The sequence below is a fragment of the Methyloceanibacter sp. wino2 genome (genome assembly GCF_003071365.1).
In the GTDB taxonomy this organism is placed as follows: Bacteria; Pseudomonadota; Alphaproteobacteria; order Rhizobiales; family Methyloligellaceae; genus Methyloceanibacter.
This window is the reverse complement of record NZ_CP028960.1, coordinates 149,027-174,559: the sequence shown is the minus strand read 5'-3', so window position 1 is coordinate 174,559 and position 25,533 is coordinate 149,027. Positions and strand designations below refer to the sequence as shown.

Below are 25,533 nucleotides of genomic sequence, written 5' to 3'. Positions count from 1 at the left end.
AATGGGCTATACGCAATCAAACGACATCAAGGTCCGATTCGCGAGCGCTGACAAAATCCATGACCATCACCCGCACCCAATATCTCCTGGCCGCCGGTCTGATCGTGGCGACGGCTCTCGCGCTTTACGCCATGGGGCATCCATGGATCTGCAAATGCGGGACCGTGAAGCTGTGGCACTTTCAGGTGGTGAGCTCGGAGAACTCCCAGCACATCATCGACTGGTACACGCCCTCGCATGTCATCCACGGCTTCCTGTTCTATCTTCTGTTCTGGCTGATCGCGCCGCGGGCCTCGGTCGGCACGCGGCTGCTGCTCGCCATCGGCGCGGAAGCGGCCTGGGAGATCATCGAGAACACCGACTACGTGATCGACCGCTATCGCGAAGCCACGGTCGCGCTCGACTATTACGGAGATAGCGTCCTCAACTCGGTGAGCGACATCCTGTTCATGGTCTTAGGCTTCGTGCTCGCGAGCCGGCTGCCGGTGTGGCTCACCGTGACGATCGGCGTCGCCTTCGAGCTCTTCACCGGGATCATGATTCGCGACGGCCTCGCCCTCAACGTGCTCATGCTGTTGTGGCCGAGCGAAACCGTGCTGCAGTGGCAGAATAGCCGCTAGAGCGGAACGCGGATCCCAAACACCATGATCAGGATGAGCCACACATAGGCGATCACGGTCGGGTAGAACGTCACGCCAAAGCCGAAGGCCCGAAGGTACGGGTTCTTGTGATAGCCGACCCAGAACAGGATCCGGCCCAGCACGAATAGCCCCGTCAGGATCGGCAGCGTGCGCGCTTCCTCGATGGGGCAGTACATCGCCAGGCCCGCATTGGCGATGAAGTAGGCGGTGAACTGCTCGAACGTGTTCAGGATGAACTTGGTGTTGATCTCGACCGGGGAGTTCGGCTTCGGCGTTGAGCCGACGAACATGGACGGGTCAAGCCGCTGCGCGGCAACGATACAAATGCCAAGCACGCCGGGAAGGATGGCCACCACGGCATCCTTGATGACGAGAGCCAGACGGTCGGCGATGCCCCACGCCTCGGGAGTCCAATCCCAAAACGTCTTGCCGGCGGCAAAGACGGCCGCCGAAAACAGCCAGTTGCCAACCAGCGTGGCGATGAAGGGCCACTGCATGGCGGTGAAGCCGAAATATTTGACCCGTGGGTCGCGCCGTTTGCCCTTACGGCGCGTGGATGTCTGTCCCTGGCGGACCTGCCGCTGCATCGTTCTTGCTTTTCCTGGATCTGGGGCAGTCACCCTCGGAGGACGGGGCGCACTGCCAAAATATTATCTGTCGTTTTGTTAGCCATAGGGCGCACGCCAAGGAATAACAAGAGGGCAACATGGTAGACGGATGAGAACAAAACCGGTACATTTGGCCTGCCTTGCCATCGTCCCCCAGGTTGTGGACAGGGGGGACAGGCGGGCGATGTGTCCTGGCACGCCGGTGCTCATGCGCCTATCGTGCCGGATTGGCCGTCGTGGGCTCGAAGCTCGCGCGGACCTTGATTATTTCAGCGGCTTGTATGCGGGGAGGTCGGAAGCATGGCCGGATCGGTCAACAAAGTTATTCTCATCGGAAACCTCGGTGCCGACCCCGAAGTGCGCCACACCCAGGACGGGCGCCCCATCGTCAACCTGCGTCTGGCGACCACCGACAGCTGGCGGGACAAGAATTCGGGCGAGCGCCGCGAGAAGACCGAATGGCACCGGGTGGTGATTTTCTCCGAAGGGCTTGCGCGGGTGGCCGAGCAGTATCTGCGCAAAGGCTCGAAGGTCTATGTCGAGGGTTCGCTGCAGACCCGCAAATGGGAAGATCAGTCCGGTCAGGAGCGCTACACCACCGAGGTCGTGCTGCAGGGCTTCAATTCGACGCTGACCATGCTCGACGGACGCCAGCAGGGCGGGGGCATGAGCGAGAGCGGCGGCGGTGGTGGCGATTTCGGCCGCACCAAGCCCCTCAGCGGCGGCGGATCGTTCAACAAGGAACTGGACGACGAGATCCCGTTCTAGGACGTCTCAGGGCCGCACCTCAGGCGCTTCTTCCAAATTCGGGGCTTCTTCCAAATTCAAAGTCCAGTTGCCGTGGCGCGGATCGCCGCGTGACGTGAGCCACGACGGCGCCGCGAACACGGATATCCTGCCTGTTAGTCGCTGGCTGACTCGACGCCGGACACGTATTTGGAGCTGAAGGTCTTCTCGCCGAGACGATCCAGCAGGCTCAGCTGCAGTTCGAGCCAGCTCTTGTGTCCTTCCTCGTCGAGGAGGATCTTCTCGAACAGCGTCCGCGTCCCGACATCGGCCTGCTCGGACGCCTGCATGGCGGCATGGGTGTAGAAGGCGATCGCCTCTTCTTCGTCGGCGAGGTCGGCCTTGAACATGGCTTCGAGCGAGGTTGCCTTGACCGGCTTCTTGTAGAACTCGAGCTCCGGCTCGCCGTTCAGGAACATGATGCGGTTCATGTACTCGTTGGAGTGGCCCAGCTCTTCGGTCATCTCCTCGCGCATCTGCGCCGCCAGCTTGTCGAGCCCCCAGTCATCCAATGTATGGGCGTGAAGCTGGTACTGGTGCATTGCCGACAGCTCCATCGACAGCGCCTTCTGCAGGTTCTTCATCGTCGTCTCGTTACTCATGATGTCGTCTTCCTTCTAGTAAGGGTCTCGATCGAGGCGCCACAGTCTCAGGCGCCAGTTTCTGGAAGGTCAATTTCAGAAGGATCAAGACCGGATGAAAATCATGTCTTGGTTGGTGCCAAGCAAACCACATCCTTCAAATGGGACCTTGATCTAGGTCTTCAATGCGACAGGCGGGCGCGCTTTTCTGCACGAAAATGGGGGGCGGAAAGCCACCCGGCGAGGAGGTAATTCAGACCTCCATGGTCCTATTTAAGCGTTTACGAACGGTTGCCGGCGCGGCCCAGAATCGCCGTTCCGAAGCGCCGAATCCGCCAGCTCTATTTGCCGCACCGACGGCTTTGGCAAGTGTCTGTATTTTATGGATAAAATCCTGCCTATAAGAGGCCGTTGGCGGTTGCAGAATCGGACCGAAATCAGCTATAGAAACAGCTTCTCGAACGCATCCTAAGAACCCCGCGCGGCTCAAGCATCGGCGCGCTTGGGAGTGCGTTCTTCGACCGATTTTAGAAGGCAATTCCGTCCTTGGCTGACGAAGAAGACGAAGGCGTCGAGGAGCCGTCCTCCTCCGATATCCGACCGATTTCGCTCATCGATGAGATGAAGCGCTCCTATCTCGATTACGCCATGAGCGTGATCGTGTCGCGTGCGCTGCCCGATGCGCGTGACGGCCTCAAGCCCGTGCACCGCCGCATCCTGTACTCGATGCGCGAGAACAACTACACGCCGGACCGGCCGTACAACAAATGCGCGCGCGTGACCGGCGACACGATGGGTAAGTACCATCCGCACGGCAACCAGGCGATCTACGACGCGCTGGTGCGCCTCGCGCAGGACTTCTCCATGCGGCTGCCGCTGCTCGACGGGCAGGGGAACTTCGGCTCCATCGACGGCGATCCGCCCGCGGCCGAGCGTTACACCGAGGTGCGCCTCGCCAAGCCCGCCATGGCGCTGCTCGACGACCTCGAGAACGACACGGTCGACTTCCAGCCCAACTATGACGGGCGCGAGCAGGAGCCGGTCGTCCTGCCGGCCAAGTTCCCGAATCTGCTCGTCAACGGCGCCGGCGGCATCGCCGTCGGCATGGCGACGAATATTCCGCCGCACAATCTCACCGAGGTTTGCGACGCCTGTATCGCCTATCTGGACAACCCGGCCATCGAGATCGACGAACTCATCGAAATCGTTCCGGGTCCGGACTTTCCGACGGGCGGTCTCATCCTCGGGCGCCAAGGCATCCGCTCCGCCTATCACAAGGGCCGCGGCTCCGTGATCATGCGCGGTCGCGTGCATGTGGAAGAGGTTCGCAAGGACCGCGAAGCGCTGATCGTCACAGAGATTCCCTATCAGGTGAACAAGGCATCGATGGTCGAGAAGATCGCCGAACTCGTCCGCGACAAGAAGATCGAAGGCATTTCCGACATTCGCGACGAGAGCGACCGTCAGGGGATGCGGGTGGTCATCGAGCTGAAGCGCGAGGCCATGGCCGACGTGGTGCGCAATCAGCTCTACCGGTTCTCGCCGCTGCAAAGCACGTTCGGCTGCAACATGGTCGCGCTGAACGGCGGCCGTCCAGAGGTCCTCAATCTCAAGGACTTGATCCTGGCGTTCACCGACTTCCGCGAGGAGGTCGTCGGCCGGCGCATCAAGCATCAGCTCAAGAAGGCGCGCGAACGCGCCCATGTGCTCGTTGGCCTTGCCATCGCCGTCGCCAATATCGACGAGGTCATCGCGCTGATCCGGAAAGCCCCGGATCCGTCCACCGCGCGCGCGCAGTTGATGGAGCGGGACTGGCCGGCCAAGGACGTCGCGCCGCTCGTGGAGCTGATTGCCGATCCCCGCCACAAGGTTTCCGAGCAAGGCACCTACAAGCTCTCCGAAGAGCAGGCGAAGGCCATTCTCGATCTTAGGCTGCAGCGCCTGACCGCGCTTGGGCGCGACGAGATCGGCGATGAACTGAAGGGGCTCGGCGCGCAGATCGCCGACTATCTGGAGATCCTGCGGTCGCGCTCCCGGATCGTCGACATCGTCAAGGGCGAACTGAACGAGCTCAAGGAGCAGTTCGGCACGCCGCGGCGGACCGAGATCACCGAGATGATGGGCGAGGTCGAGGACGAGGACCTCATTCAACGCGAGGACATGGTCGTGACCGTGTCCCACAAGGGCTACATCAAGCGCGTGCCGCTTACCGCCTACCGCGCGCAGCGCCGGGGCGGCAAGGGACGCGCCGGCATGGCGACGCGCGATGAGGATTTCGTCAGCCGTCTGTTCGTTGCCAACACCCACACGCCCGTCTTGTTCTTCTCGTCGCGCGGCATGGTCTACAAGATGAAGGTCTGGCGGTTGCCGCAGGCGGCGCCTCAAGCGCGTGGCAAGGCCCTCATCAATCTGCTGCCGCTCGGCAAGGACGAGATCATCACGACCATTCTGCCGCTCCCCGAGGACGAGGCGTCCTGGGAGAAGCTCGACGTGATGTTCGCCACCAACGATGGCGGGGTTCGCCGCAACAAGCTCTCCGACTTCATCGAGGTCCGCCAGAACGGCAAGATCGCCATGAAGCTGGAGGAGGGCGACCACATTGTCGGCGTCGAGGTCTGCAACGAGCGGCAGGATGTGCTGCTGACGTCGGCCGACGGCCAAGCCATCCGCTTCCCTGTCACCGATGTCCGCGTGTTCAAGGGGCGCCAATCATCCGGTGTCCGGGGCATCAATCTCGGCAAGGGCGACGAAGTCATCTCCATGGCCATCCTGACCCATGTGGACGCGGATGCGGCCGAGCGTGCCGCCTATGTCCGCCAGGCCAACATGGTCCGCCGCGGCGGCGAGCAGGAGCCCGACATGGAACAAGAGGCAGAAGGCGCCGAAACCGTGGCGATCAGTCCCGAGCGCTACGCCGAACTCAGCGCCCACGAGCAGATGGTGCTGACGATTTCGGAGAACGGCTACGGCAAGCGCTCCAGCGCCTACGAGTTCCGGGTGTCGGGCCGAGGCGGGAAGGGCATCATCGGCATGATCGTGAATGAGCGGAACGGCAAGCTCGTCGCCTCGTTCCCGGCCGATGACAGCGACCAGCTCATGCTCGTGACCGACCGGGGCCAGCTAATCCGCGTGCCGGTGGACGGCATCTCGGTCGTCGGCCGGTCGACCCAGGGGGTCATCGTCTTCGATACGGCCGCGGACGAGCGTGTCGTTTCCGTCGAGCACATTCCCGACGAAGCCGGCAACGGCGACGAAAGCGGGGAAGACGATGCAGATGTGCCGCTCGATCCGGACGGCGGAGAGACGGGCTAAGGATTCGGCCTTGATCGATTAGGCGTTCGGGCTGGACCGGTTAAGGCCTCGGCCCGCCCGTATTCGTTCGCGACTGCGACATTAACGAGGCCGATGCCGGTGACAGGGCGGCGAGCGCCGTCAGATCCCGGACGAACACGGTATGACGATCCGGCTGGGACAACAGGCCTTCGCTGCGCAGCCGCGACATGATCCGCGACAGCGTATCGGCGTTGAGCCCCAGATACTCGGCCACCTCGCTGCGGCTCAGCGGCAACTCGAAGACGACACGCCCCTCGGAAGCCGGAACCCCGATTTGGGTCGCGAGTTCGATCAGGAACGTGACCAGCCGCTGCGTGCTGTCGAGTTGGCCCACCGCCGCGAGATGAATGGCTTGGCGTGCCGATTGACGGGCCACGGCCATGTCGAAATAGGCGCGCGCGTCGGCATTCGTGTCCAGCAGCCTCGAGAAGGCGTCATAACGGTATCGCAGCACCTCCCCGGCAGTCAGTGAGACCAGATCTGCTCCGGGTCCCGGCGGGGCGAAGGCCGAGCGGAACACGTCGCCGGGATAGAGCAGGGTGATCCCCTGACGGAGATTGTCGGCAAGGGTTAGCCGGAACAGCAAAGTCGCCATACGGACGACGAACACGGTTTCCTCGCCGCCGAGCGTCAGCGGGAGCGCTTGTCCGGGCCTCGTATGGACGAGGGTGCCGTGCTCGGCAAGCTCGGCCGGCAGCGTCGCTTGCCAGTCCGCGCTGGGCCCGGCATCTACCGGCGAGAGAGGGGCGGCCATTATCAAACTGTCTGTTGTCACGTGAATACCCTGCGCGGCAGTGCGTACACTGCCCCTTGCCGATCCACTCATGACAAGAACACGCGAATCGGACCTTGACGCCGATCAAGCCCCGGGTGCGTGGCAGGCATGACGCCCTGAGCACCAATCGCAGGCAACGTCTTGACTAGGATCAAGAAAAACTGTGTCGCGGCTGCAACAGACGTGTCCGGAGCCGACAATCGCTGACCTCAGTCAGGCAACAGGGGCGATCCATCCTGGCGTGTCCCCGGGAACCGGCACATGAAAAGAGGGGACAAACGCGATGTGGCCGCGAGCGGTCACCGCAATGACTGGGGGACGTTATGAAAAAGATCCTAAGCACGCTGGCGGCTGGTTTCGCCCTTGCTGCGTTGCTCGGCGCGGCGCCGCAACCGGCTCTGGCTGGCGACAACCACGGTGACCTGATGATCCGTGGCGTGGTGACCGGCGTGTTGCCGGACACAGATGCCACCGTGAAATTGAACGGCTCGCGCATCCCGGGTGCCGGCGCTGACGTGAGCGACGAGGTCATCCCGGCGATGACCATCTCCTACTTCTTCACCGACAACATCGCCGTCGAACTGTTCTGCTGCTTCGCGAAGCACAGCATCGACGCGACGGGCAGCATCGCCGCCCTGGGTGAGATCGGCGATACCTGGATCTTCCCGCCGGCCCTCACGGCGCAGTACCACTTCAATCCGGACGGCACCTTCAAGCCGTATGTCGGCGTCGGCATGCAGTACATCGCCTTCTTCGACGAGGACAGCAAGCTGGGCCCGGGCACGAGCCTCGGCATCGACGATGGCCTCGGTTTCACCCTTCAGGCCGGTCTGGACGTTGCCGTCGGCAATGGCTGGTACCTCAATGCCGACGTGAAGAAGACCTGGCTCAACACCAACGCACGTTGGGGCGGCACGGGCATCACGGCCGATGTCGACCTCGATCCACTGATCGTCTCGGCAGGCTTCGGCTATCGCTTCAATTTGAGCGATATCCTGGGCGGTCACGGCACCACGGCGGCCTACGACGACCTGAAATAGTCGCATACTTCAGCGATTGACACGTTTTAAGGCCCGGTGGCGACACCGGGCCTTTTTTGCGTCCGCTCCTCAGATCACGCTGCGGCCTTGCCGACACGCCCCCGGCACGGCTAGAAGGGGCCGCATGGGGTCACGGCGGCCCCCAGCCCCAACGAAAGCTGCGCACGGACAAGAGGAGCGCCAACGTCATGCGCGTCGGTTTCTATCCTGGGAGTTTCGATCCCGTCACCCTGGGGCATGTGGATATCGTGCGCCGCGCCGCGCACCTCATCGACCGCCTGGTGATCGCCATTGGCGGCCATCACAGCAAGGGGCCCTTCTTCACGGCCGATGAACGGGTGGCGCTCGCCCGGGAGTCCCTTGCGCCCGTGGCACGCGAACTTGGCATCGAGCTCGAAGTCATGGTCTATGACGGGCTGACAGTCGAGGCGGCCAGAAGCGTCGGCGCTACGGTCGTGTTTCGCGGTCTGCGTGACGCGGGCGACTTCGACTACGAAATGCAGATGGCGGGGATGAATGCGGCCCTTGCGCCGGAGATCGAAACCGTCTTCCTTGCCGCATCGCCGGGGACACGCCATATCGCGGCCAGTCTTGTCCGTCAGATTGCCGCAATGGGTGGCGATGTCTCACCTTTCGTTCCGGAGCCGGTCAATTTGGCGCTAGGGCGCAAACTTGCACCGTAATCTTCAGAGACCTACAAACGAGGAAACCCCATGACCATCAGGACCGTCGTCCTCTTCGCGGCAACCCTGCTGTTTTCAGCTACAATGGCCCAGGCCCCATCGTCGGCGGCAAGTCTCGGCAACCCGGCATCGCTGAACGAGCGCGCGCCCAACAGCTACAAGGCGAAGTTCGTGACCTCCAAGGGCACCTTCGTCATCCAGGTGACCCGCGACTGGGCACCACACGGCGCCGATCGGTTCTACAATTTGGTGAAAGCCGGCTTCTACAACGATGCGCGCTTCTTCCGCGTGATCGACGGCTTCATGGTCCAGTTCGGCATTAGCGGAAACCCCGACGTTTCCGCCGCCTGGAGCAACGCGAACATCCCCGACGATCCGGTCCGGGAATCCAACGCGCGTGGCACGGTGACGTTTGCCACGGCGGGCCCGAACACGCGCACCACCCAGGTCTTCATCAATTTCAACAACAACGCCGGGCTCAACGGTCAGGGCTTCGCGCCGTTCGGGAAAATAATCTCCGGCATGGACGTGGTCGATTCCCTCTACAAGGGGTATGGCGAGGGCGCCCCGCGCGGCAACGGTCCCAACCAGGCGCTGATCAAGGCGCAAGGGAACGCCTATCTCGTCACGCAGTTTCCCAAGCTCGACTACATCCAGAAGGCGACCATCGAGTAGACGGTCCGGCACCCCCCGAAGCGAAACGACAAACATGAAGGAGCCCGACACGTGGCCAATCCTGAAGACACACTCATCATCGAGACGAGCAAAGGCAATGTCGTGGTCGAAATGCGCCCCGACCTTGCGCCCAATCACGTCGCCCGTATCAAGGAACTGGCCCGGCAGGGATTTTACGACGGCGTTCCGTTTCACCGGGTGATCGAAGGTTTCATGGCTCAGACCGGCGATCCGACCGGAACGGGCGCAGGCGGTTCGGGTCAGAAGCTCGCCGCCGAGTTCAACGCTGAACCCCATACCCGCGGCGCCGTGTCGATGGCGCGGGCCCAGTCGCCGGATTCGGCGGACAGCCAGTTCTTCATCTGCTTCGACGACGCCACCTTCCTCGACCGCAAATACACGGTCTGGGGCCGCGTGATCGAAGGCATGGAGAACGTCGATCAGATCAACCGGGGCGAGCCGCCGGCAAGCCCGGACAAGATCCTGTCGGCCAAGATCGCCGCTGACGCCGCCGGATGACCGGCGCAGATAACGGCAAGTCCAAGGAACGCGGGGCCATGTCCGGTACTGCAATGTTGCTGACGCTGGTGGCTCTGGCCACCGGCGCCATGATCGCCATGCAAGCGCCGATCAACGCGGAGCTTGCCGCGCGCCTTGGGCATCCGCTCTCGGCCGCGTTCTGGTCCTTTTGCGTTGGCACCGTGGCGCTCGGCGTGGTCGTGATGCTCTTCGCCCGGGGGAGCACGGATCTTAGCGCGCTGCGGTCCGTGCCGCTGTATATGTTGATTAGCGGCGGGCTGCTTGGCGCCATGTATGTGCTGGTCAATTTGATCGTGGCGCCGAAGATCGGCATCGCGGCGCTCATGGCCCTGTCGATCGGCGGCCAGTTAATGGCGGCGCTTCTGCTGGACCGGTTCGGTCTTTTCGATCTTGCTCAGCGCGAACTCAGCGTTGGGCGCGTGTCGGGCGTAGTGCTGGTGCTGGTCGGCGCGCTCATGGTTCGAATGCTTTAGCCCCGACGGGGAGTCCTTGCGAACAGACCTTTTCGATTTTGATCTACCCGATGGACTGATCGCGTTGCGCCCGGTGCATCCGCGCGACGCTGCGCGACTGCTCGTCGTGCACCCGGGTGACCCTGACATCCTGGCCGACAAGGTCATGGCCGACTTGCCCTTGCTGCTCGAGCCGGGCGACGCGCTCGTCTTCAACGACACGCGCGTGATTCCGGCGGCGCTTCAGGGCGTGCGGACGCGCGGCTATGCGACCGCCCAGATTTCCGCCAACCTCATCGAGAAGCTGGACGATCACCGCTGGAACGCGCTGGCGAAGCCCGGAAAGAGGCTTGAGCCCGGCGACCGCATCCAGTTCGGTAAGGACAGCAATGCCTGTGCCGACGGCAGCCTGACCGCTACGGTCGAGGCCAAGGGGCAGGAGGGCATGGTGACCTTGGCGTTCGACCTGAGCGGCCCGGCGCTTCACGATGCGATCGAGGCGCAGGGCGCCATGCCGCTGCCGCCATATATCGCCGCGCGGCGGGCGCCCGACGACCAGGACCGCACGGACTACCAAACCACGTTCGCGCGCGAGGAGGGGGCGGTGGCCGCGCCCACGGCCGGATTGCACTTCACGCGCAAACTGCTCCAAACACTCGACGAGCTCGGCGTCGTCATCTATTTCGTGACGTTGCATGTGGGGCCCGGCACGTTTCTGCCGGTCCGTGCCGTGGATACGGACGACCACCGCATGCATGCGGAGTATGGCGAGGTGTCGACCGAAACGGCGTTCGCGTTGAATGCGGTCAAGTCGCGCGGGAACAAGGTTGTTGCCGTCGGGACGACGAGCTTGCGGCTGCTCGAAAGTGCCTCCGACGAGTTCGCTACGCTGAAGCCGTTCCACGGCGAGACGGACATCTTCATCACGCCCGGCTATCGCCTGCGCTTCGTCGACCGTCTCTTGACCAACTTCCATCTGCCGAAATCGACGCTGTTCATGCTCGTCAGCGCCTTCAGCGGACTCGAGACGATGAAACTGGCTTATGGGCACGCGATCTCCGAGGGCTATCGGTTCTACTCCTACGGCGATGCGTGTCTGCTGACCCCGAAAGACCCGGTGTGACGACCCCCTTTTCGTTTGCGCTGAAGGCGACCGACGGGGGCGCCCGCACCGGCGTCATTGAGACTCAGCGCGGAGAGATTCGCACGCCCGCCTTCATGCCGGTCGGCACGCAGGCGACGGTCAAAGCCATGTTCATCGAGGACGTGGCGGCCGCGGGCGCGGACATCATTCTCGGCAACACCTACCATTTGATGCTGCGCCCCGGCGCAGAGCGAATCGCCAAGCTCGGCGGGCTCCACAGCTTCATGCATTGGGACAAGCCCATCCTGACCGACAGCGGCGGCTATCAGGTCATGTCGCTGGCGAAGCTCCGCAAGATCACCGAGGAAGGCGTCACCTTCAACTCGCACCTGGATGGAGCGCCGGTCTTCCTCACGCCGGAGCGCGCTGTCGAAGTGCAGTGCCTGCTCGGCGCCGATATCCAGATGGCGCTCGATGAATGCACGCCGTTTCCCTGCAGCCGCGAGGAGGCGCGTGTCTCGCTGGACCTGTCGATGCGCTGGGCCGAGCGCTCCAAGGCCGCGTTCGAGACGATGAGCGCGCCGGGGCAAGCGCTGTTCGGGATCGTTCAGGGCAGCGTCTTTCCGGACATGCGGGAGGACTCGGCCAAGACGCTCGTCGGGATCGGGTTTCCGGGCTATGCGGTCGGCGGCCTCGCGGTCGGCGAAGGTCAGCAGGCCATGTTCGACACGCTGGACGCGACGACACCGTATCTGCCCGAGGACAAGCCGCGCTATCTCATGGGCGTCGGCACGCCGCTCGATATCCTCGGCGCGGTCGCGCGCGGTATCGACATGTTCGACTGCGTGATGCCCACCCGCTCCGGGCGCCACGGTCAGGCCTTCACCTGGGGCGGACGTCTCAACCTGCGGAATGCGCAGTATGCCGAGGATCTCACCCCGCTCGACGCGGACAGTGCCTGTCCCGCCGCGCAGTACAGCCGCGCCTATCTCCACCATCTCGTGAAGGCAGGGGAGATGCTGGGAGCCATGCTGGTGAGCTACGCCAACATTCAGTTCTACCAAGAGCTCATGGCAGGGGCGCGCGCCGCCATCGAGAATGGCACGTTCGCAGCCTTTGCCGAGGACATCCGCCGCCGCTACGCCAAGGCGGACGGGACGGACTAGCCGCTATTGCGGCGGCTCGAACTCGGCGCCAGCCGAGCGCGCCGCGTTGCGTTTGCGCTCGCGGTCCTCGGCGATGCGTTCCCGCGCCAGGAGGTAGAGTCCCGCAAGGATGACGATCGCGGCGCCGGCAACGGTCCACCAGGTCGGGACGTCGTCGAAGATGACGAAGCCGAAAGCGGACATCCAAATGAGGCCGAGATAGATGTAGGGCGCCAGCACGTTCGCGGGTGCAAGCCGGTGCGCCAGGATGATGATCCAATGGCCAAGCCCGCCCCAGAATCCGAGCGAGGCGAAAAGCAGCCAAACCCACCAGTGTTCCGGCGAGTGCCATTCGTTCAGCGCGAATGGCGCCATGATCAACACGCCCACGAGTGGCGTGTAGGTCTGGGTGACGGCCGGCGGGTCGTAGGCGGCAAGGTAGCGGGTTGCGATGGTGAACAGCGCGTAGCCGAACGTCGCGCCGAGAGTGAACAGCATGGCCCAATGGACCTCGCCGATGCCCGGGTGCATCACCACCAGCACGCCGATGAAGCCGGCGAAGATCGCCAAGGCGCGGTGCCACCCGACCCATTCGCCGAGCAGGGGCCCGGACAGGGCGGCGACCAGGAGCGGCATCAGAAAGAAGATCGCGATGTTCTGGTCGAGCTGTAGATATTTCAGCGCGATGAAGTTCAGTGCCGTCGTGAGGATCATCAGACAGGAGCGGACGAATTGAATGCCGGGCGTCGCCGACCGTAACGAGGGCCGCAGCGCGAAAGGCCAAAGCACGATGGCGCTGAACACGACGTGCCAGGCAAAGCGCATCCACACGACCTCAGAGACCGGAACCTTCTGCACCTCCGTGAGGTACTTCGCGGTGGTGTCGAGCCCCGCGAGGCAGATCGTGGCGAGCACCATGAGCCCGATCGCCTTGACCACCTGGTTCTGATAGGGATTTGAGACGAGGCGAGGCGCCATGCTGTTCCGTGCTTCCGCGCCGTCACCGATGGCGCCGTGTTTCAATAGGCTGTCTTATTTCGGCGAGCTGTCTCGTCGACGACTTCTCTTGCACCATTCCTTGCCAAAGAGCCATTGGGCGATAGACCATGGGCGGGTAGAACAGGTGCCCGGACCAGATGGAGGAACCCCGTGGCGGACATACGCGCGATCATTGCGATTGGACAGAGAGGTCAGCTCGGCCTGAACGGCGCGTTGCCCTGGGAAGGTAACAAGGACCGGGAGTATGTCGCCGATGTGGCCCGCTTCTTCGATGTGACGCGCGGTCACGTGGTCATCGCCGGTCCCACGACCATCTCCGCATTCCCGGAATACGCCTATGAGGACCGCACCATCGTCGAGATTCGCTCGATCCACCATCCGGAGGAGGTCTTCGGGTGGTTTCCGGACCGCGTGGTCTATGTGGGCGGCGGCCCGCCGGTTTGGGACGTCTATGCGCCCTATATCCGTCACTGGGACATCAATAGGCTCTCCTATGATGGAGAGGCCGACAGATGGTTTGACCCGGCTTGGCTGGTCGCGACGCCGGACGACGCCTAGGCGCGCCCGCGCCAGACGGCCTGCCCAAAATTGCCGCCTTTCGCCGCTACTGCGCAGGTGAAGGGTTTTTGCAGGTTCAGGCTTCGTCCTACAATGAGCAAAGAGGGGTAGGGGCCGCCTCATGTGGGCCGGTAGGTCTGAGAGCAAGAGATCCGCCCGGTCATTGTGTTCGCGAGGGAGACGACGATCGCTGCCACGGAACCAGAGTTTACCGCCGAACAGATCGGTTGGCGGTTCACGCTCGGCGCAGTCATTCTCGTCGGCGCCTATGTCGCGTGGCCGATCATCCCATTGGTCATGGCCACGGACCTTGACCCGGGCCTCAGGGCCGGGATCTCCGGCGTCCTCGGCGCAACGCCCTTTGTGTCGAAATTCGTCGCCATCGCCATCATGGGCCGCCCCGCCTACTACTTCCTGAAGCGCAAGGTCTATAAACGCCTTCGCCGCCGCTTCGCAGGCGCACCGGCGAAATAGACCGCGCACGGAAAGCTCAGCCTACGTCGCGCGTCGCAACACGCGCCTCGAAAACAAGATCAAATTGGCTTCACCGTTGGTTGAACGGCTGTGTGCTTTCACTGTCGCCAAGTTGAGTTTTCAGTGAACAGTGATCGGTGCTCTGGTTCCCGTGCGAGGCACTCCTGCCTTGCACGAAAACTAGGAGAGACCCCCATGAAGAAGACACTGATCATTGCGACTGCGCTTGCGGCTTTCGCCACCCCCGCTCTGGCGATGGGCCCGTTCTATGTCATGTTCGACAACACGACGAAGAAGTGCGTCATGAGCCGCACGGCCCCGACCGACACCGCGAAATTCGCGATGATGGGCGAGTACAAGACCGAGGCCGACGCCAAGATGGCCATGCATGGCATGACGAAGTGTAAGTAAGTGTCATGCATTCGGTGCCGCTCACGCGCGGCACCGGAACGAGCTTTGGCTGCACAGCCGCTCTCGATTGCCGGGGGCGGCTGTGTTGCTTTGGGGAGCAGGAGAGGGCGGTCGTTCCAAGAGGGTGTCCAAACACCAAAAAACCCGGCTGGGCGGACCCAGCCGGGTTTTGGCAATTGCCGGAGAGATAGGCGTACGCGCTATCTCGTCGTCAATGTCGTTTAGCCAAGCTTCAAGGGCTCGACAACAACGGCCTTCTCGTGATGGCCGAAGCAGCCGCCGAGGCCGATCGTGGCAGAGATAATGATGGCAGTAGCAATAAGCAGACGCATTGGTTGGTCCCCCGTTTCTGTCTGTCGATTCTGAGGATGACTATATCGGCGTTTGCCCGGAAATGCTGTGATGTTTTGGCCACGGTATGGCGCAAAGTGATACAGGGCGGCGGGCGCGACTCCGGCAATTTTGGCCATTTTTGCCCTGAATCCGGGTGTTTCACCACATACGCCGCGCGGCAACGCGACTGCCGTACAACGGCAAAGGCCGATTGGGTGCAGGACGTGTCCCTGCAAGCAGACCTAGCAAATGGGCGGCTCATGAGCCTACGACTCTCCTGAGCCGCGCCCGCCATAGGCTGCGCCTCTCGACTAGAGCCGGAACGGCCAGAGCATGACCCCGAGCAGCCAAAGAATGATCTCGAAAGCCTTGATGATCGCGACGACCACGTCCGAGGCGAACCACCAAATCACGATGAACGCGGCTCCCACGACGAGCGCGGACATGAGCCAGACCCCGATGTGCCTCTGCAGCGTATCGATCAAGGATTTGCCGTCGGCCATGGCAAGGAAGCTCTAAGAGGGGAAGGGGACCTGCGAAGCAGGCAGGAAGAGAGCCGGCCCCGCGCCGGGAGCCTCGAATACCAAAAGAGCTCTAGCGTCTTTTCGTGACGTCGGCACGTCTGAACGTTAGCACGGCAGCTTCGACAACGCTTGGAACAGGATGCGCGTTCCCTCTGATTTGCCTTCGGACCGTCGACGCCCCAAGCGATGGAACGCACGCTCTGCGTTCAGCGCTCTGCCGGCAAGATGAGCTCGACGCGTAGGCCTCCGAGATTCGACTCGCCAAGCCTCACGTCGCCGCCGTAGAGGCGGGCTAAGTCCCGCACGATCGCGAGCCCCAATCCGGATCCGGCCGCGCGGGAATCCCAGCGTTCGCCGATGTTGAAGACGACTTCACGCGCTTCCGGGGGAAGGCCCTGCCCATCGTCCTCGACCGTCATCCCCGTCGCATCGCCGCCTATACAGGCGATTCTCACGGTCGACCTGGCGTGTTTGCAGGCATTGTCCACCAGGTTGGCCAGCATCTCGTTGAGGTCGGCGGGATCGCACGCCAAGCGGCGTCCCTCCGGCACGTCGACCTCGATCGTAACCGACTCGCCCTTGTAGAGGCGTCCAAGCGCCGAGGCGACTTCGAGAGCCGCCTTCCGAGGGTCGGCGACGACGCCGGGGGTCGAGCGCATGGCGACGGCGCGCGCACGCGCAATTTGGTAGTCGATATGGGACTGCATTTTCCGGCACTGGCCGAGGATGGTCGAGGAGGCCTGATCCTGACCTTGGTCGCCCAGCCGATAGGCTTCGTCCGTGACGATGGCGAGCGGTGTCTTCAGACCATGGGCCATGTTGCCCGCTTGGGTGCGGGCGCGCTGGATCAAGTCGCCCGTCGAGGTGAGCAACCGATTGAGGTCATCCACGAGCGGCACGACCTCTGTCGGGAATTGACCGCTCAGCTGGCTCGCGTGTCCGGAGCGGACGCTCTGCAGAGCCGTCCGCAGTTGCCGCATGGGTTTGAGCGCATACAGGATGAGAAGTGTCGCGGCGCCCACCAGCGACAGGCCGAACGCAGCCAGCGACATTGCGAGCGTCGTGTTGAAGCTCGAGACGACCGCATCGAGATGGCGTTCGTCCGTGCCGATGATGAAGCGGTCCGGCTTCTCGCCGGGATCCTCCCACACGGCTTTCTCCACCGCGATAAGGGCCCCCGTCGGGCCTTCGATGACGTGGCTGTGCACGCCGATATCGTTCGGCGCATCGGGCGGCATGCTCAGGGGCGGACCTTCGAGCGAGGCTGAGCGCGCGAGCACTTTGCCGTCCTTTTGGACCTCCCAGTAAAAGCCGGAGAGCGGAACGTCATAGCGCGGGTCGCTGAGGTTGCGCTGCAGATGCAGGCTACCGTCCTGGTGAAACTCGGAAAGCCGCTGCAACTCGTCGAGATGGACATGCAGCTCGTCGTAGAACTGCGTGGTCACGTGATGTTTGAAGATCGCGGACAACACCAGACCGGCGCCGATCGTACCGAGCGCGATCCACAGCGAGGCGGCAAGGATGAGTCTGCTCTTGAGGCTCGTCATGGCGCTCTAATCCATCCTGTAGCCGAGGCCGCGGACCGTCGTGATGATGTCCGCGCCGAGTTTTCGGCGGAGGCGGCTGACATACACCTCGATGGTGTTCGATTCCCGGCTGTCCTCGAGTGCATAGAGGTGTTCGGCCAGTTCCGCCTGCGAAACGATCCGGCCGATACGATGCAGGAAATAGGTCAGCATCTTCATCTCGCGCGCCGTGAGTTTGACGGGCGTTCCGTTCAGCAAGACGCTGCCCGATCCGGTATCGAGCTCTATACCCCGATGGGTCAGGACGGCGCTCGCGATGCCGGATGCGCGGCGGACCAGCGCGCGCAGACGGGCGGCAACTTCGGGCACATGAAACGGCTTTGTCACGTAGTCGTCGGCGCCGGCGTTCAGACCGTCGACCTTTTCCGCCCAGGTGCCGCGCGCGGTCAGGATCAGCACGGGGAGGGCACGGTTGGCGGAGCGCCAGCGTTTGAGGACGTCGATTCCCTGCATTTCCGGTAGGCCGAGATCGAGAACGGCGGCCGCATATTCCTCGTCGAGACCCATCGTATAGCCGTCCGTGCCGTTGTCCGCGCGCTCGACCGTGAAGCCGGCCTGGGACAGACCGGACATCAGCCTTTTGGCGATCTCGTTGTCATCCTCGACCAGCAGGATGCGCATGGCGTTCCTCTCGCTCCGTGTGCGTCACGCTTCTAGCACGCGCCACCTGAAAGGAACCTGAAAAGCCCTGTCAGGTCCCTGCAAGGTTCCGTTCAGGTTGGTTTCAGGTAGCGGCGATAGCCCTGTCGTTGGCCAGCACATTCGCGGCCAGGACGGAGCAAGCCATGCGCGTGTTGCCTTTGACGTGCGTCATCATTTTTGCAGCGGTTATGGCCGGTGCAGCGTCAGCTGAAACCAAGACCGTGACCCTGTCAGCCGATCAGGTTCGCCGCCTCGACATTAAGGTCGAGTCCGTGCAGCCGGCCGAAGCTGAAACCTTGGCGACGCTTCCCGGAACCGTCGTGCCGCCCGTCAATTCGCGCATCGTCGCGACGGCGCCTTTCTCGGGAACCCTGACCCAGGTCCATGTGCTCCCCGGTCAGCGCGTGAGCAAAGGAGAGGCGGTCGCCACTATCTCCAGCCGCGACCTCCTGGATGTCCAGAGCCAGCTGTCCCAGGCCGAAGCCGAGCTGCAGATGGCGGATGCGGTTGCGCGGCGGAAGCGGCTGCTCGTGGACAAGCGCTTCCAGAATCCTGTCGTGGCCGAAGAGGCCGAGGCGCAGGTCGCCAAGATCAAGGCGGTCATCGAGCAGTACCGCCGGACCTTGGCCCTCAACGGGATCTCGCTGGGCGCAGATGGGGCGTATTCGATTCCCGCTGCCGCCGACGGCACGGTCGTCGAAGTCGACGCCATGCCCGGAGAGATGATCGAGGCCATGGGGCCCGTCGTGACCATCGATACCAGCGACGAGCTGTGGGTCGAGGTCCAGGTCCCGGCGCGCCTCTTGCCCGTGATCGAGCCGGGTAGTGCCATCCAGATCGTCGGCGGTCCCAAAGGGCGTGTCGTGTCGATCGGCAAATCGCTCCAGGGCGTGACGCGGTCTGCGATCCTTTATGCGGCGGTCCCCTCCAACAGCGGCCTCCTGGCAGGGCAGTTGGTGTCCGTCTTGCTTCAAAGGCCCGCGGTGGGCGGCGCCTTCTCGGTTCCCAGCAAAGCCGTGGCGCGCATCGATGGCCACAGCGCCGTGTTCGTCCGCAATGACGCCGGGTTCGCGATCGCGCCCGTGGAGTTGCGCGGCAAGTCGACCGAGGCGGCGACCATCGTCGGAAACATCCCGTCGGATGCCATGGTTGCCGCGAGCGGCCTCCCCGAACTCGAGCAAATGCTGGCGGGAGAATAGGCGATGCTCCGGCGTCTGATCGAATTCTCGCTCACGCAGCGTGTCTTCATGCTGCTCGTTTATGCACTGGTGGCGGCTGCAGGCGTCTACGCGTTCCGCACGATTCCCATCGATGCCTTTCCGGACATCTCGCCGGTGCAGGTGAAGATGATCCTGAAGGCACCGGGAATGACGCCCGAAGAGGTCGAGACGCGCGTCAACACGCCGATCGAGATGGAGCTTCTCGGCATTCCGGGGCAGACCATCCTGCGATCGTCCGCGAAATACGGTGTCGCCGACATCACCCTCGATTTCGAAGAAGGCACCGATCTCTATTGGGCACGCCAGCAGGTGGCCGAGCGTCTGGCCAGCGTTCGCGGCGATCTCCCCGGCAGTGTGACCGGCGGGCTCGCGCCGATCTCCACGCCTCTATCGGACGTGTTCATGTTCACGATCGAAGGCGGCGACCTCTCGCTTGAGGATAGGCGCAGCCTTCTGGATTGGACCATTCGGCCGGCGCTGCGCACCATTCCGGGTGTGGCGGACGTGAATGCGCTCGGCGGCATGGTGCGGACCTTCGAGGTCGCGCCCAATGGTGCCGCGTTGGCCGATGCCGGTCTCGGCGTTTCCGATCTGGCCGCGGCCATCGAGGCCAGCAACCGCAATGACGGCGCAGGAAGGCTCACCGAAGGCGAGAAGGCGCTCGTGGTGCGCTCGGAAGGCGCGATCACGACCCCGAAGGATCTCGAGCAAATCGTACTCAAGATGGACGGCGAGCGTGTCCTCCGCCTCGGCGATGTGGCCACGGTCGGCATCGGCAATCTGACCCGCTACGGTGCCGTGACCGAGAACGGGAACGACGAAGCGGTGCAAGGGCTCGTGCTGTCCCTGCGGGGCGCCGACGCCAGCGCCATTGTTCAGGCGGTTCGCGAGCGTCTCGACGAGCTGAAGCCGAGCTTCCCGCCGGGCGTCACCATCGACGTGTTCTACGATCGCTCCGACCTGATCTCAAGCGCCGTCGGCACGGTGACCAAGGCGCTGCTCGAGGCGACGGTCCTGGTCGTCATCCTGCTGGTGGCGTTTCTCGGAAACCTGCGCGCCGCCTTCGTGGTGGCGCTGACGCTCCCGTTTGCGGCGCTCCTGACCTTCGTCATGATGCGTCTGTTCGGGATGACTGCCAATCTCATGAGCCTCGGCGGGCTCGCCATCGCTATCGGTCTGATTGTCGATGCCGCCGTCGTCGTGGTCGAGAATACGGTCGAGCGTCTTCAGCACGCCAAGCCCGACTCCAAGATTCCCAAGCTGAACGAGGTCTATCGGGCCGCCAGCGAAGTGGCCACGCCGGTGACGGCCGGCATCATCATCATTTGCCTGGTGTTCCTGCCGCTGCTGTCGCTGTCCGGCTTGGAAGGCAAGTTGTTCGGGCCCGTGGCGCTGACGATGATCATGGCCCTGAGTGGCTCGCTCGTTTTGTCGCTGACGCTCATTCCCGTCCTGGCGTCGTTCGTCCTCAAGTCGGGTGCGCATGCCGAACCGTGGCTTGTGCGCATGATGACACGCGGCTATCGCGCACTCCTCAAGGCGTGTCTGAGTTTTCCGTTGCCCGTGTATCTGTTGGCGGCCGCCGGACTTGTCGCGCTCGTCGTCGCCTATGGCGCCATCGGCAAGACCTTCATGCCGACGATGGACGAGGGGAACGTGATCATGCAGATCACGAAGCATCCCTCCATCAACTTGCAGGCCAGCATCGACGGTGACCTGCTGATCCAGCGCGCACTCAAGGAAAAGGTGCCTGAGGTTGAGCGCATTGTCGCGCGCGTCGGCTCCGACGAACTCGGTCTCGACCCGATGGGTCTGAACGAGACGGACATGTTCCTCGTTCTGAAGCCGAAGGACGAGTGGCGCGTGCCGGACAAGCAGTGGCTGATCGAGCAGCTGCGCACGGCCATGGCCGATCTTCCCGGCTACGAGTTTGCTTTCACGCAGCCGATCGAGATGCGCACCGCCGAGATGCTGACCGGATCGCGCGGCGATCTCGCGGTCAAGATCTTCGGCCCTGATCTCGAGGTGTTGTCCGACATTTCCGCGAAGATCCAATCGACGCTGCGAAGTGTGCCGGGCGCCGCGGAGGTATCGACGGTCGCCAATGACAGCGTCGACTACATGCAGATCGACGTCGACCGCCTGTCATCGGGCCGGACCGGCTTGTCCGTCACGCGGCTACAGGACGAGCTGCGGTCGGTGATCGAAGGGGCGCCGGTCGGCCTCGTCGCGGAACCTGGACGGCGCACGAACATCGTCATTCGCGGCAGCGAGACCGTCCGCGAGGATCCCGACGTCTTCGCCATGACCCAGTTTGCCGCGGGCGACGGAGGCCTCGTGCGCGTGGGCGACGTCGCCAAGCTCGAGCGTGTCGCCGGGCCGATCAAGATCAGCCGGGAGAATGCATCGCGCTTCGCCGTGGTGCAGGCCTATGTGACCGGTCGCGATCTCGTTGGATTTGTCGAGGAAGCACAGCAGGCGGTCGCCGAGAAGGTTCAGCTGCCGCAAGGCTACCGCCTGGTCTGGGGCGGTCAGTTCGAAAACCAGCGCCGAGCGGCGACGCGTTTGTCCATCGTCATTCCAATCGCGCTTGTCCTGATCTTTGGCGTCCTGTTCGCGACGCTGCGTTCCATGCGGCAGTCCCTGCTGATCCTCGCCAACGTGCCGTTCGCCCTTGTCGGCGGACTGCTCGCCCTGTGGCTGTCCGGCGAATACCTGTCGGTTCCGGCGTCTGTCGGTTTCATCGCGCTGCTCGGCATTGCCGTGCTTAACGGCCTGGTCCTGGTCAGCCACTTCAACGAACTCCTCGCAAACGGCATGGCGGTTCGCGAGGTCGTCTTCGAAGGCGCCGTGCGCCGGCTGCGTCCTGTGATGATGACGGCCAGCATCGCCGCCTTTGGGCTGGTGCCGCTCCTGTTTGCCACGGGGCCCGGTTCGGAAATCCAGAAGCCTTTGGCGATCGTCGTGATCGGCGGCCTCGTGAGCTCGACAGCGCTCACGCTCATCCTGCTTCCGATCCTGTTCCGGCGCTTTGGCGTCGCGGCCCTCTCATCCCGCACATCCGATGGAATGCTCTCATGGACCAATCCCTTTGCAAGCTCACGCTCGTCTGCCCCCCGGACAGCGCCGACCACATCGCCGAGCTGATGCTGAATCTCGAGCCGCCGCTGCCGGGATTCACGACATGGGCTGCCGAAGGCCACGGTTTCGGCTTCGGCGACGCGACCGTCAGCGAGCGTGTGCGTGGGCGCGTGAAGCGCAACGTGATCGTGGCCGTGCTCGGCCGCAGCGTCGCCGCCGATGTTCTCGACCTGATCGAGCGAAAGGGCGCCGTCGCCCACCTCTCTTACTGGATCGAACCTGTCGATGGCTTTGGGCAGATGCAGCGGACTGACCCGGCGCCGGAGCAACGTGACGAGAAACCTGAACCCCAACCAACCCCGGAGGCCAAACAATGACCACCAACCGTCCAACCACACCCGTAAGCCAACAGCGCTTTCAGCCGCTCAGAGGAGTGGTGCTCGCAGCGATGACCGCCGCCTTGCTGGGAGCACCCGCGCTCGTCTCGGAGGCGCGCGCGGCGTCGTCTCAAACAGCTGCTCAGCTTGAGCCCGCAAACTGGTTCGGCGGGAGTCGAAAAGCCAAGAAGTCCAGTAACGTCAAAAGCAGCGATGCCAAGGCCGGCCGGCGTAGCTGCTGGGAATACCGGCGCCATGGAGGCCGGCATAAGCGGGTCAATGTCTGCTTCCTCGAAGGAAAATAGGCGGCTCGCCGCCTGGAGGCGCGGCTAGTAGTCCGCCATCCCATACTGCAAGAGGCGGCGCAGCGCGGCGTGGCCGCCCTTGCATTCAAGGACGTACCATTCCCAGACGACCTTCATAGCCTCGAGGTGAGGGAGCATGTCGTCTGGGATGACCAGATCGGCGACACGCTTGCCGTCCACGACGGCAACCAAGCGTGCCTCGGTTCCGTTCTGCTCCCACTTGAACGTCCTGCGTTCGATCAGGCCGTCCGTTGGTGCGTCGTCCTTGAGGATGCCCATCCGGCAACGGCCTCATTGAGTTGCAAGAAGACTCAATGATAACGTCTAGGTTGTGGCGTGTCACCTCCGGTTGCGAGGTTGATCATCGCCCGGCGCGCTGTCGCGGCCTTGCTGCCGAATACCGGCAAGTCCATCCGCCGATCCCATCGCGGTTGAGAGACGCGACAGGAGCCGATTCTCGCTATTCGAGGTGGGAACTAGGTTGCGGAGGGAAATTCGCCCGCCTGGGCCATTGGAAGTTTTGGTGAGCGCGCAGGGACTCGAACCCTGGACCCTCTGATTAAAAGTCAGATGCTCTACCGGCTGAGCTACGCGCTCTCACCAAGCCGTCCATATGGAGCGGGAGGTGGGGCGAGGTCAACACGCTAGGCCGCCGTTTGCCCGATTCTTTCGCCGCAGGGGCCCGGCTGCTGTTGCCGGGGTCGCGACCAAGAACGCGAAATTGGCCTGTTCAGCGGCCCTCACCATTCAGTATGGTCCCGTCCGGCCCTGCCGGGCCCAATGACCAGAACGTGGGGTGTGGGGGGACGCTTATGAGCACAAAGGAGAAGCAGGGCTCTCCGTGGCGATATTGGCCGCGGCTGCTGCTGATCATTCCGTTCGCGCTCGTGGCCTGGGTGCCCCTCTACAATCGGATCGAACCCACGCTGCTGGGGATCCCGTTCTTCTATTGGTACCAGCTCGCCGCCATCATCGTCGGGGCCCTGGTGGTGATGGCCGTCTACTACCTCGATCGGCGCGAAACGCTCGCGGCGGAGCAGGCCGATCGGAAGACGAAACCCGGTGAGGACGCGGGACGGGGAGGGCGCCCGTGAATTTCGACCTAACCGCGACCATCGTCTTTGTTGTCCTGTTCGTGTTCGTCACCTGGGTCGGCTTCATTGCCGCGCGTTGGCGGAAGGCGGATCTCGACCAGCTCCACGAATGGGGGCTCGGCGGGCGCCGGTTCGGCACGATCGTGACGTGGTTCCTCTTAGGCGGGGATCTCTACACGGCGTACACCTTCATCGCGGTGCCTGCGCTTGTGTTCGGCGTCGGCGCGATGGGCTTCTTCGCCGTGCCCTATACGATCATGATCTATCCGATCCTGTTCCTGGTGTTCCCGCGTCTTTGGGTCATCGCCAGGCGGGAAGGGCATGTGACGGCGGCGGACTATATCCGCTTCCGTTTCAACTCGCGCCTGCTGGCGCTGGCGGTCGCCATGACGGGCCTCGTCGCGACCATGCCCTATATCGCGCTGCAGCTCGTTGGCATGGAAGTCGTGATCGGCGCGCTCGGCTTCGACACGCAGGGTTTTGCCGGACACATCCCGCTCATCATCGCCTTCATCATCCTGGCCGCCTTTACCTATACGAGCGGCTTGCGCGCGCCGGCGCTGATCGCCGTGGTGAAGGACATGCTGATCTTCGTCACGATCTTTGCGGCGATCGTGATCATCCCGGCCAAGCTCGGCGGCTACGGCGCGATCTTCGATGCCGTCCCGAAAGCCAAACTGACCCTGACGCCGCCGACCGGCAACTCACTCGGCAATTACAGCGCCTACGTGACGCTGGCGCTCGGGTCGGCGCTGGCGCTGTTCCTTTATCCCCATTCGATGACGGGGATCTTGAGCGCCTCCAGCGGCCGGGTCATTCGGCGCAATGCCGCGGCGCTGTCGGCCTATTCCTTCATTCTGGGCTTGATCGCACTGCTCGGCTACATGGCGATCGCGGCCGGCGTGGATAAGAACCCGCTGCATGCCGCCGGCTTCGAACGCTACGGCGCGAACTTCGCCGTGCCCGCGCTCTTTCTCGACATGTTTCCGAGCTGGTTCGTAGGCGTCGCCTTCGCCGCCGTCGCCATCGGTGCGCTCGTGCCGGCGGCGATCATGTCGATCGCTTGCGCGAATCTTTTCACGCGCAATCTCTACAAAGAGTATTGGCGGCCGAACTGCAGCGACGCGGAGGAAGCGCGCGTCGCCAAGATCGTGTCGCTCGTGGTGAAGGTGGGCGCGGTCGTCTTCATTCTGGCGATTCCCACCAGCTATGCGATCCAGTTGCAGCTTCTCGGCGGCATCTGGATCATTCAGCTTCTGCCGCCGATCCTGCTCGGACTGTTCACCCGGGGCTTCAATGCGCATGCGTTGCTGCTCGGCTGGGCGGCCGGCACCGCGGTCGGCACGTACATGGCCGCCAGCCGCGGCTTCGTGTCGTCCATCTATCCGTTCGAGGTGCTGGGGCTCACGGTCCCCGGCTATGCGGCGCTCTATTCGGTCATCGTGAACCTTCTCGTGGCCGTGGCGTTAAGTCCCGTGCTGGATCGCCTTTGGCCGCAGGCCGAACCGCTCGACCGGGACCCGATTCGCCGATAGGCTTCGTCCAGCTGTCTTCCCGCCACCGGGCGGGAAGTGAGCCTGCGATAG

General features: G+C 63.3%; 27 protein-coding genes and 1 tRNA gene. 19 read left to right on the top strand and 9 right to left on the bottom strand.

Annotated elements, in window-relative coordinates; genetic code table 11:
- Positions 1-59 precede the first annotated feature (59 nt).
- Positions 60-620 (top strand): DUF2585 domain-containing protein, encoded by a 561-nt coding sequence (locus tag DCY11_RS00880; RefSeq protein ID WP_108680691.1) that lies wholly within the window; start codon positions 60-62, stop codon positions 618-620.
- On the opposite strand, the gene DCY11_RS00875 is transcribed toward DCY11_RS00880, so the two are convergent.
- Positions 617-1,228: an MAPEG family protein gene (locus tag DCY11_RS00875; protein WP_052464300.1), complete on the bottom strand. Its 612-nt coding sequence runs from the start codon at positions 1,226-1,228 to the stop codon at positions 617-619. The genes DCY11_RS00880 and DCY11_RS00875 overlap by 4 nt on opposite strands.
- Before the next feature lie 321 nt (positions 1,229-1,549).
- On the opposite strand from DCY11_RS00875, the gene DCY11_RS00870 reads away from it, so the two are divergent.
- A complete protein-coding gene (locus DCY11_RS00870; protein ID WP_108680689.1) occupies positions 1,550-2,017 on the top strand; it encodes a single-stranded DNA-binding protein in 468 nt (155 codons plus the stop codon).
- 134 nt (positions 2,018-2,151) lie between these two features.
- On the opposite strand, the gene DCY11_RS00865 is transcribed toward DCY11_RS00870, so the two are convergent.
- A complete protein-coding gene (locus tag DCY11_RS00865) occupies positions 2,152-2,637 on the bottom strand; it encodes a bacterioferritin (RefSeq protein ID WP_108680687.1) in 486 nt (161 codons plus the stop codon).
- Positions 2,638-3,162: 525 nt separating this feature from the next.
- Here DCY11_RS00865 and gyrA point away from each other — a divergent pair.
- Positions 3,163-5,928 carry a DNA gyrase subunit A gene (gene gyrA / locus DCY11_RS00860; protein WP_108680685.1) on the top strand — a complete coding sequence of 922 codons (2,766 nt, stop codon included), beginning with the start codon at positions 3,163-3,165 and terminating at the stop codon, positions 5,926-5,928.
- A 40-nt stretch (positions 5,929-5,968) separates the two neighbouring features.
- On the opposite strand, the gene DCY11_RS00855 is transcribed toward gyrA, so the two are convergent.
- On the bottom strand, positions 5,969-6,703 hold the full coding sequence (locus DCY11_RS00855; protein ID WP_159079710.1) for a Crp/Fnr family transcriptional regulator: 735 nt from the start codon (positions 6,701-6,703) through the stop codon (positions 5,969-5,971).
- 344 nt (positions 6,704-7,047) lie between these two features.
- Between DCY11_RS00855 and DCY11_RS00850 the strand changes: the two genes are divergently transcribed.
- From DCY11_RS00850 to tgt, 7 genes are all read left to right on the top strand, one after another.
- On the top strand, positions 7,048-7,764 hold the full coding sequence (locus DCY11_RS00850; RefSeq protein WP_108680682.1) for an OmpW family protein: 717 nt from the start codon (positions 7,048-7,050) through the stop codon (positions 7,762-7,764).
- Positions 7,765-7,952: 188 nt separating this feature from the next.
- Positions 7,953-8,447 carry a pantetheine-phosphate adenylyltransferase gene (coaD, locus tag DCY11_RS00845; RefSeq protein ID WP_108680680.1) on the top strand — a complete coding sequence of 165 codons (495 nt, stop codon included), beginning with the start codon at positions 7,953-7,955 and terminating at the stop codon, positions 8,445-8,447.
- 30 nt (positions 8,448-8,477) lie between these two features.
- Positions 8,478-9,122 (top strand): peptidylprolyl isomerase, encoded by a 645-nt coding sequence (locus DCY11_RS00840; protein ID WP_208430486.1) that lies wholly within the window; start codon positions 8,478-8,480, stop codon positions 9,120-9,122.
- A gap of 111 nt (positions 9,123-9,233) precedes the next feature.
- Positions 9,234-9,641 (top strand): peptidylprolyl isomerase, encoded by a 408-nt coding sequence (locus DCY11_RS00835; RefSeq protein ID WP_371515051.1) that lies wholly within the window; start codon positions 9,234-9,236, stop codon positions 9,639-9,641.
- Complete coding sequence (locus DCY11_RS00830; protein ID WP_108680676.1) at positions 9,638-10,135, top strand: DMT family transporter; 498 nt, start codon at positions 9,638-9,640, stop codon at positions 10,133-10,135. The genes DCY11_RS00835 and DCY11_RS00830 overlap by 4 nt, the downstream gene beginning before the upstream one ends.
- A gap of 16 nt (positions 10,136-10,151) precedes the next feature.
- Positions 10,152-11,237: a tRNA preQ1(34) S-adenosylmethionine ribosyltransferase-isomerase QueA gene (queA, locus tag DCY11_RS00825; protein WP_108680674.1), complete on the top strand. Its 1,086-nt coding sequence runs from the start codon at positions 10,152-10,154 to the stop codon at positions 11,235-11,237.
- A complete protein-coding gene (gene tgt / locus DCY11_RS00820) occupies positions 11,234-12,364 on the top strand; it encodes a tRNA guanosine(34) transglycosylase Tgt (protein WP_108680673.1) in 1,131 nt (376 codons plus the stop codon). The genes queA and tgt overlap by 4 nt, the downstream gene beginning before the upstream one ends.
- Before the next feature lie 3 nt (positions 12,365-12,367).
- Here tgt and DCY11_RS00815 read toward each other — a convergent pair whose 3' ends face one another.
- A complete protein-coding gene (locus DCY11_RS00815) occupies positions 12,368-13,366 on the bottom strand; it encodes a DMT family transporter (RefSeq protein WP_108680671.1) in 999 nt (332 codons plus the stop codon).
- Between the two features lie 126 nt (positions 13,367-13,492).
- Between DCY11_RS00815 and DCY11_RS00810 the strand changes: the two genes are divergently transcribed.
- From DCY11_RS00810 to DCY11_RS00800, 3 genes are all read left to right on the top strand, one after another.
- Complete coding sequence (locus tag DCY11_RS00810) at positions 13,493-13,900, top strand: dihydrofolate reductase (RefSeq protein ID WP_069445414.1); 408 nt, start codon at positions 13,493-13,495, stop codon at positions 13,898-13,900.
- 165 nt (positions 13,901-14,065) lie between these two features.
- Entirely contained in the window at positions 14,066-14,374 is a 309-nt protein-coding gene (locus DCY11_RS00805) for a hypothetical protein (RefSeq protein WP_108680669.1), read from the top strand.
- A 195-nt stretch (positions 14,375-14,569) separates the two neighbouring features.
- Positions 14,570-14,785, top strand: coding sequence for a hypothetical protein (locus DCY11_RS00800; RefSeq protein ID WP_069445416.1), 216 nt, complete (start codon positions 14,570-14,572; stop codon positions 14,783-14,785).
- 644 nt (positions 14,786-15,429) lie between these two features.
- On the opposite strand, the gene DCY11_RS00795 is transcribed toward DCY11_RS00800, so the two are convergent.
- The 3 genes from DCY11_RS00795 to DCY11_RS00785 all read right to left on the bottom strand — a co-directional run bounded on the left by DCY11_RS00795 (position 15,430) and on the right by DCY11_RS00785 (position 17,849).
- Positions 15,430-15,621, bottom strand: a complete 192-nt coding sequence (locus DCY11_RS00795) for a hypothetical protein (RefSeq protein WP_108680667.1) — start codon at positions 15,619-15,621, stop codon at positions 15,430-15,432.
- 227 nt (positions 15,622-15,848) lie between these two features.
- Complete coding sequence (locus DCY11_RS00790) at positions 15,849-17,189, bottom strand: HAMP domain-containing sensor histidine kinase (protein WP_108680665.1); 1,341 nt, start codon at positions 17,187-17,189, stop codon at positions 15,849-15,851.
- Between the two features lie 6 nt (positions 17,190-17,195).
- Positions 17,196-17,849, bottom strand: coding sequence for a response regulator transcription factor (locus DCY11_RS00785; protein ID WP_108680663.1), 654 nt, complete (start codon positions 17,847-17,849; stop codon positions 17,196-17,198).
- A 209-nt stretch (positions 17,850-18,058) separates the two neighbouring features.
- On the opposite strand from DCY11_RS00785, the gene DCY11_RS00780 reads away from it, so the two are divergent.
- From DCY11_RS00780 to DCY11_RS15370, 4 genes are read left to right on the top strand one after another with little or no spacing between them, the layout of a single operon-like run.
- Positions 18,059-19,069 (top strand): efflux RND transporter periplasmic adaptor subunit, encoded by a 1,011-nt coding sequence (locus DCY11_RS00780; protein WP_245409406.1) that lies wholly within the window; start codon positions 18,059-18,061, stop codon positions 19,067-19,069.
- Positions 19,070-19,072: 3 nt separating this feature from the next.
- Complete coding sequence (locus DCY11_RS00775) at positions 19,073-22,237, top strand: efflux RND transporter permease subunit (RefSeq protein ID WP_108680661.1); 3,165 nt, start codon at positions 19,073-19,075, stop codon at positions 22,235-22,237.
- Positions 22,168-22,548, top strand: coding sequence for a DUF3240 family protein (locus DCY11_RS00770; RefSeq protein WP_108680659.1), 381 nt, complete (start codon positions 22,168-22,170; stop codon positions 22,546-22,548). Before DCY11_RS00775 ends, DCY11_RS00770 begins: the two co-directional genes overlap by 70 nt.
- On the top strand, positions 22,545-22,853 hold the full coding sequence (locus tag DCY11_RS15370) for a hypothetical protein (RefSeq protein ID WP_159079709.1): 309 nt from the start codon (positions 22,545-22,547) through the stop codon (positions 22,851-22,853). Before DCY11_RS00770 ends, DCY11_RS15370 begins: the two co-directional genes overlap by 4 nt.
- 24 nt (positions 22,854-22,877) lie before the next feature.
- Here the strand turns inward: DCY11_RS15370 and DCY11_RS00765 are convergent, their stop codons facing one another.
- On the bottom strand, positions 22,878-23,132 hold the full coding sequence (locus DCY11_RS00765) for a hypothetical protein (RefSeq protein WP_108680657.1): 255 nt from the start codon (positions 23,130-23,132) through the stop codon (positions 22,878-22,880).
- Positions 23,133-23,374: 242 nt separating this feature from the next.
- A tRNA-Lys gene (locus DCY11_RS00760) sits at positions 23,375-23,450 on the bottom strand.
- Positions 23,451-23,665: 215 nt separating this feature from the next.
- Between DCY11_RS00760 and DCY11_RS00755 the strand changes: the two genes are divergently transcribed.
- Both DCY11_RS00755 and mctP read left to right on the top strand, forming a co-directional pair.
- Positions 23,666-23,947 (top strand): DUF3311 domain-containing protein, encoded by a 282-nt coding sequence (locus tag DCY11_RS00755; RefSeq protein WP_108680655.1) that lies wholly within the window; start codon positions 23,666-23,668, stop codon positions 23,945-23,947.
- The gene (gene mctP / locus DCY11_RS00750; protein ID WP_108680653.1) at positions 23,944-25,482 is read left to right on the top strand and encodes a monocarboxylate uptake permease MctP; all 1,539 of its coding nucleotides are present in this window, start codon (positions 23,944-23,946) and stop codon (positions 25,480-25,482) included. The genes DCY11_RS00755 and mctP overlap by 4 nt, the downstream gene beginning before the upstream one ends.
- Positions 25,483-25,533 lie beyond the last annotated feature (51 nt).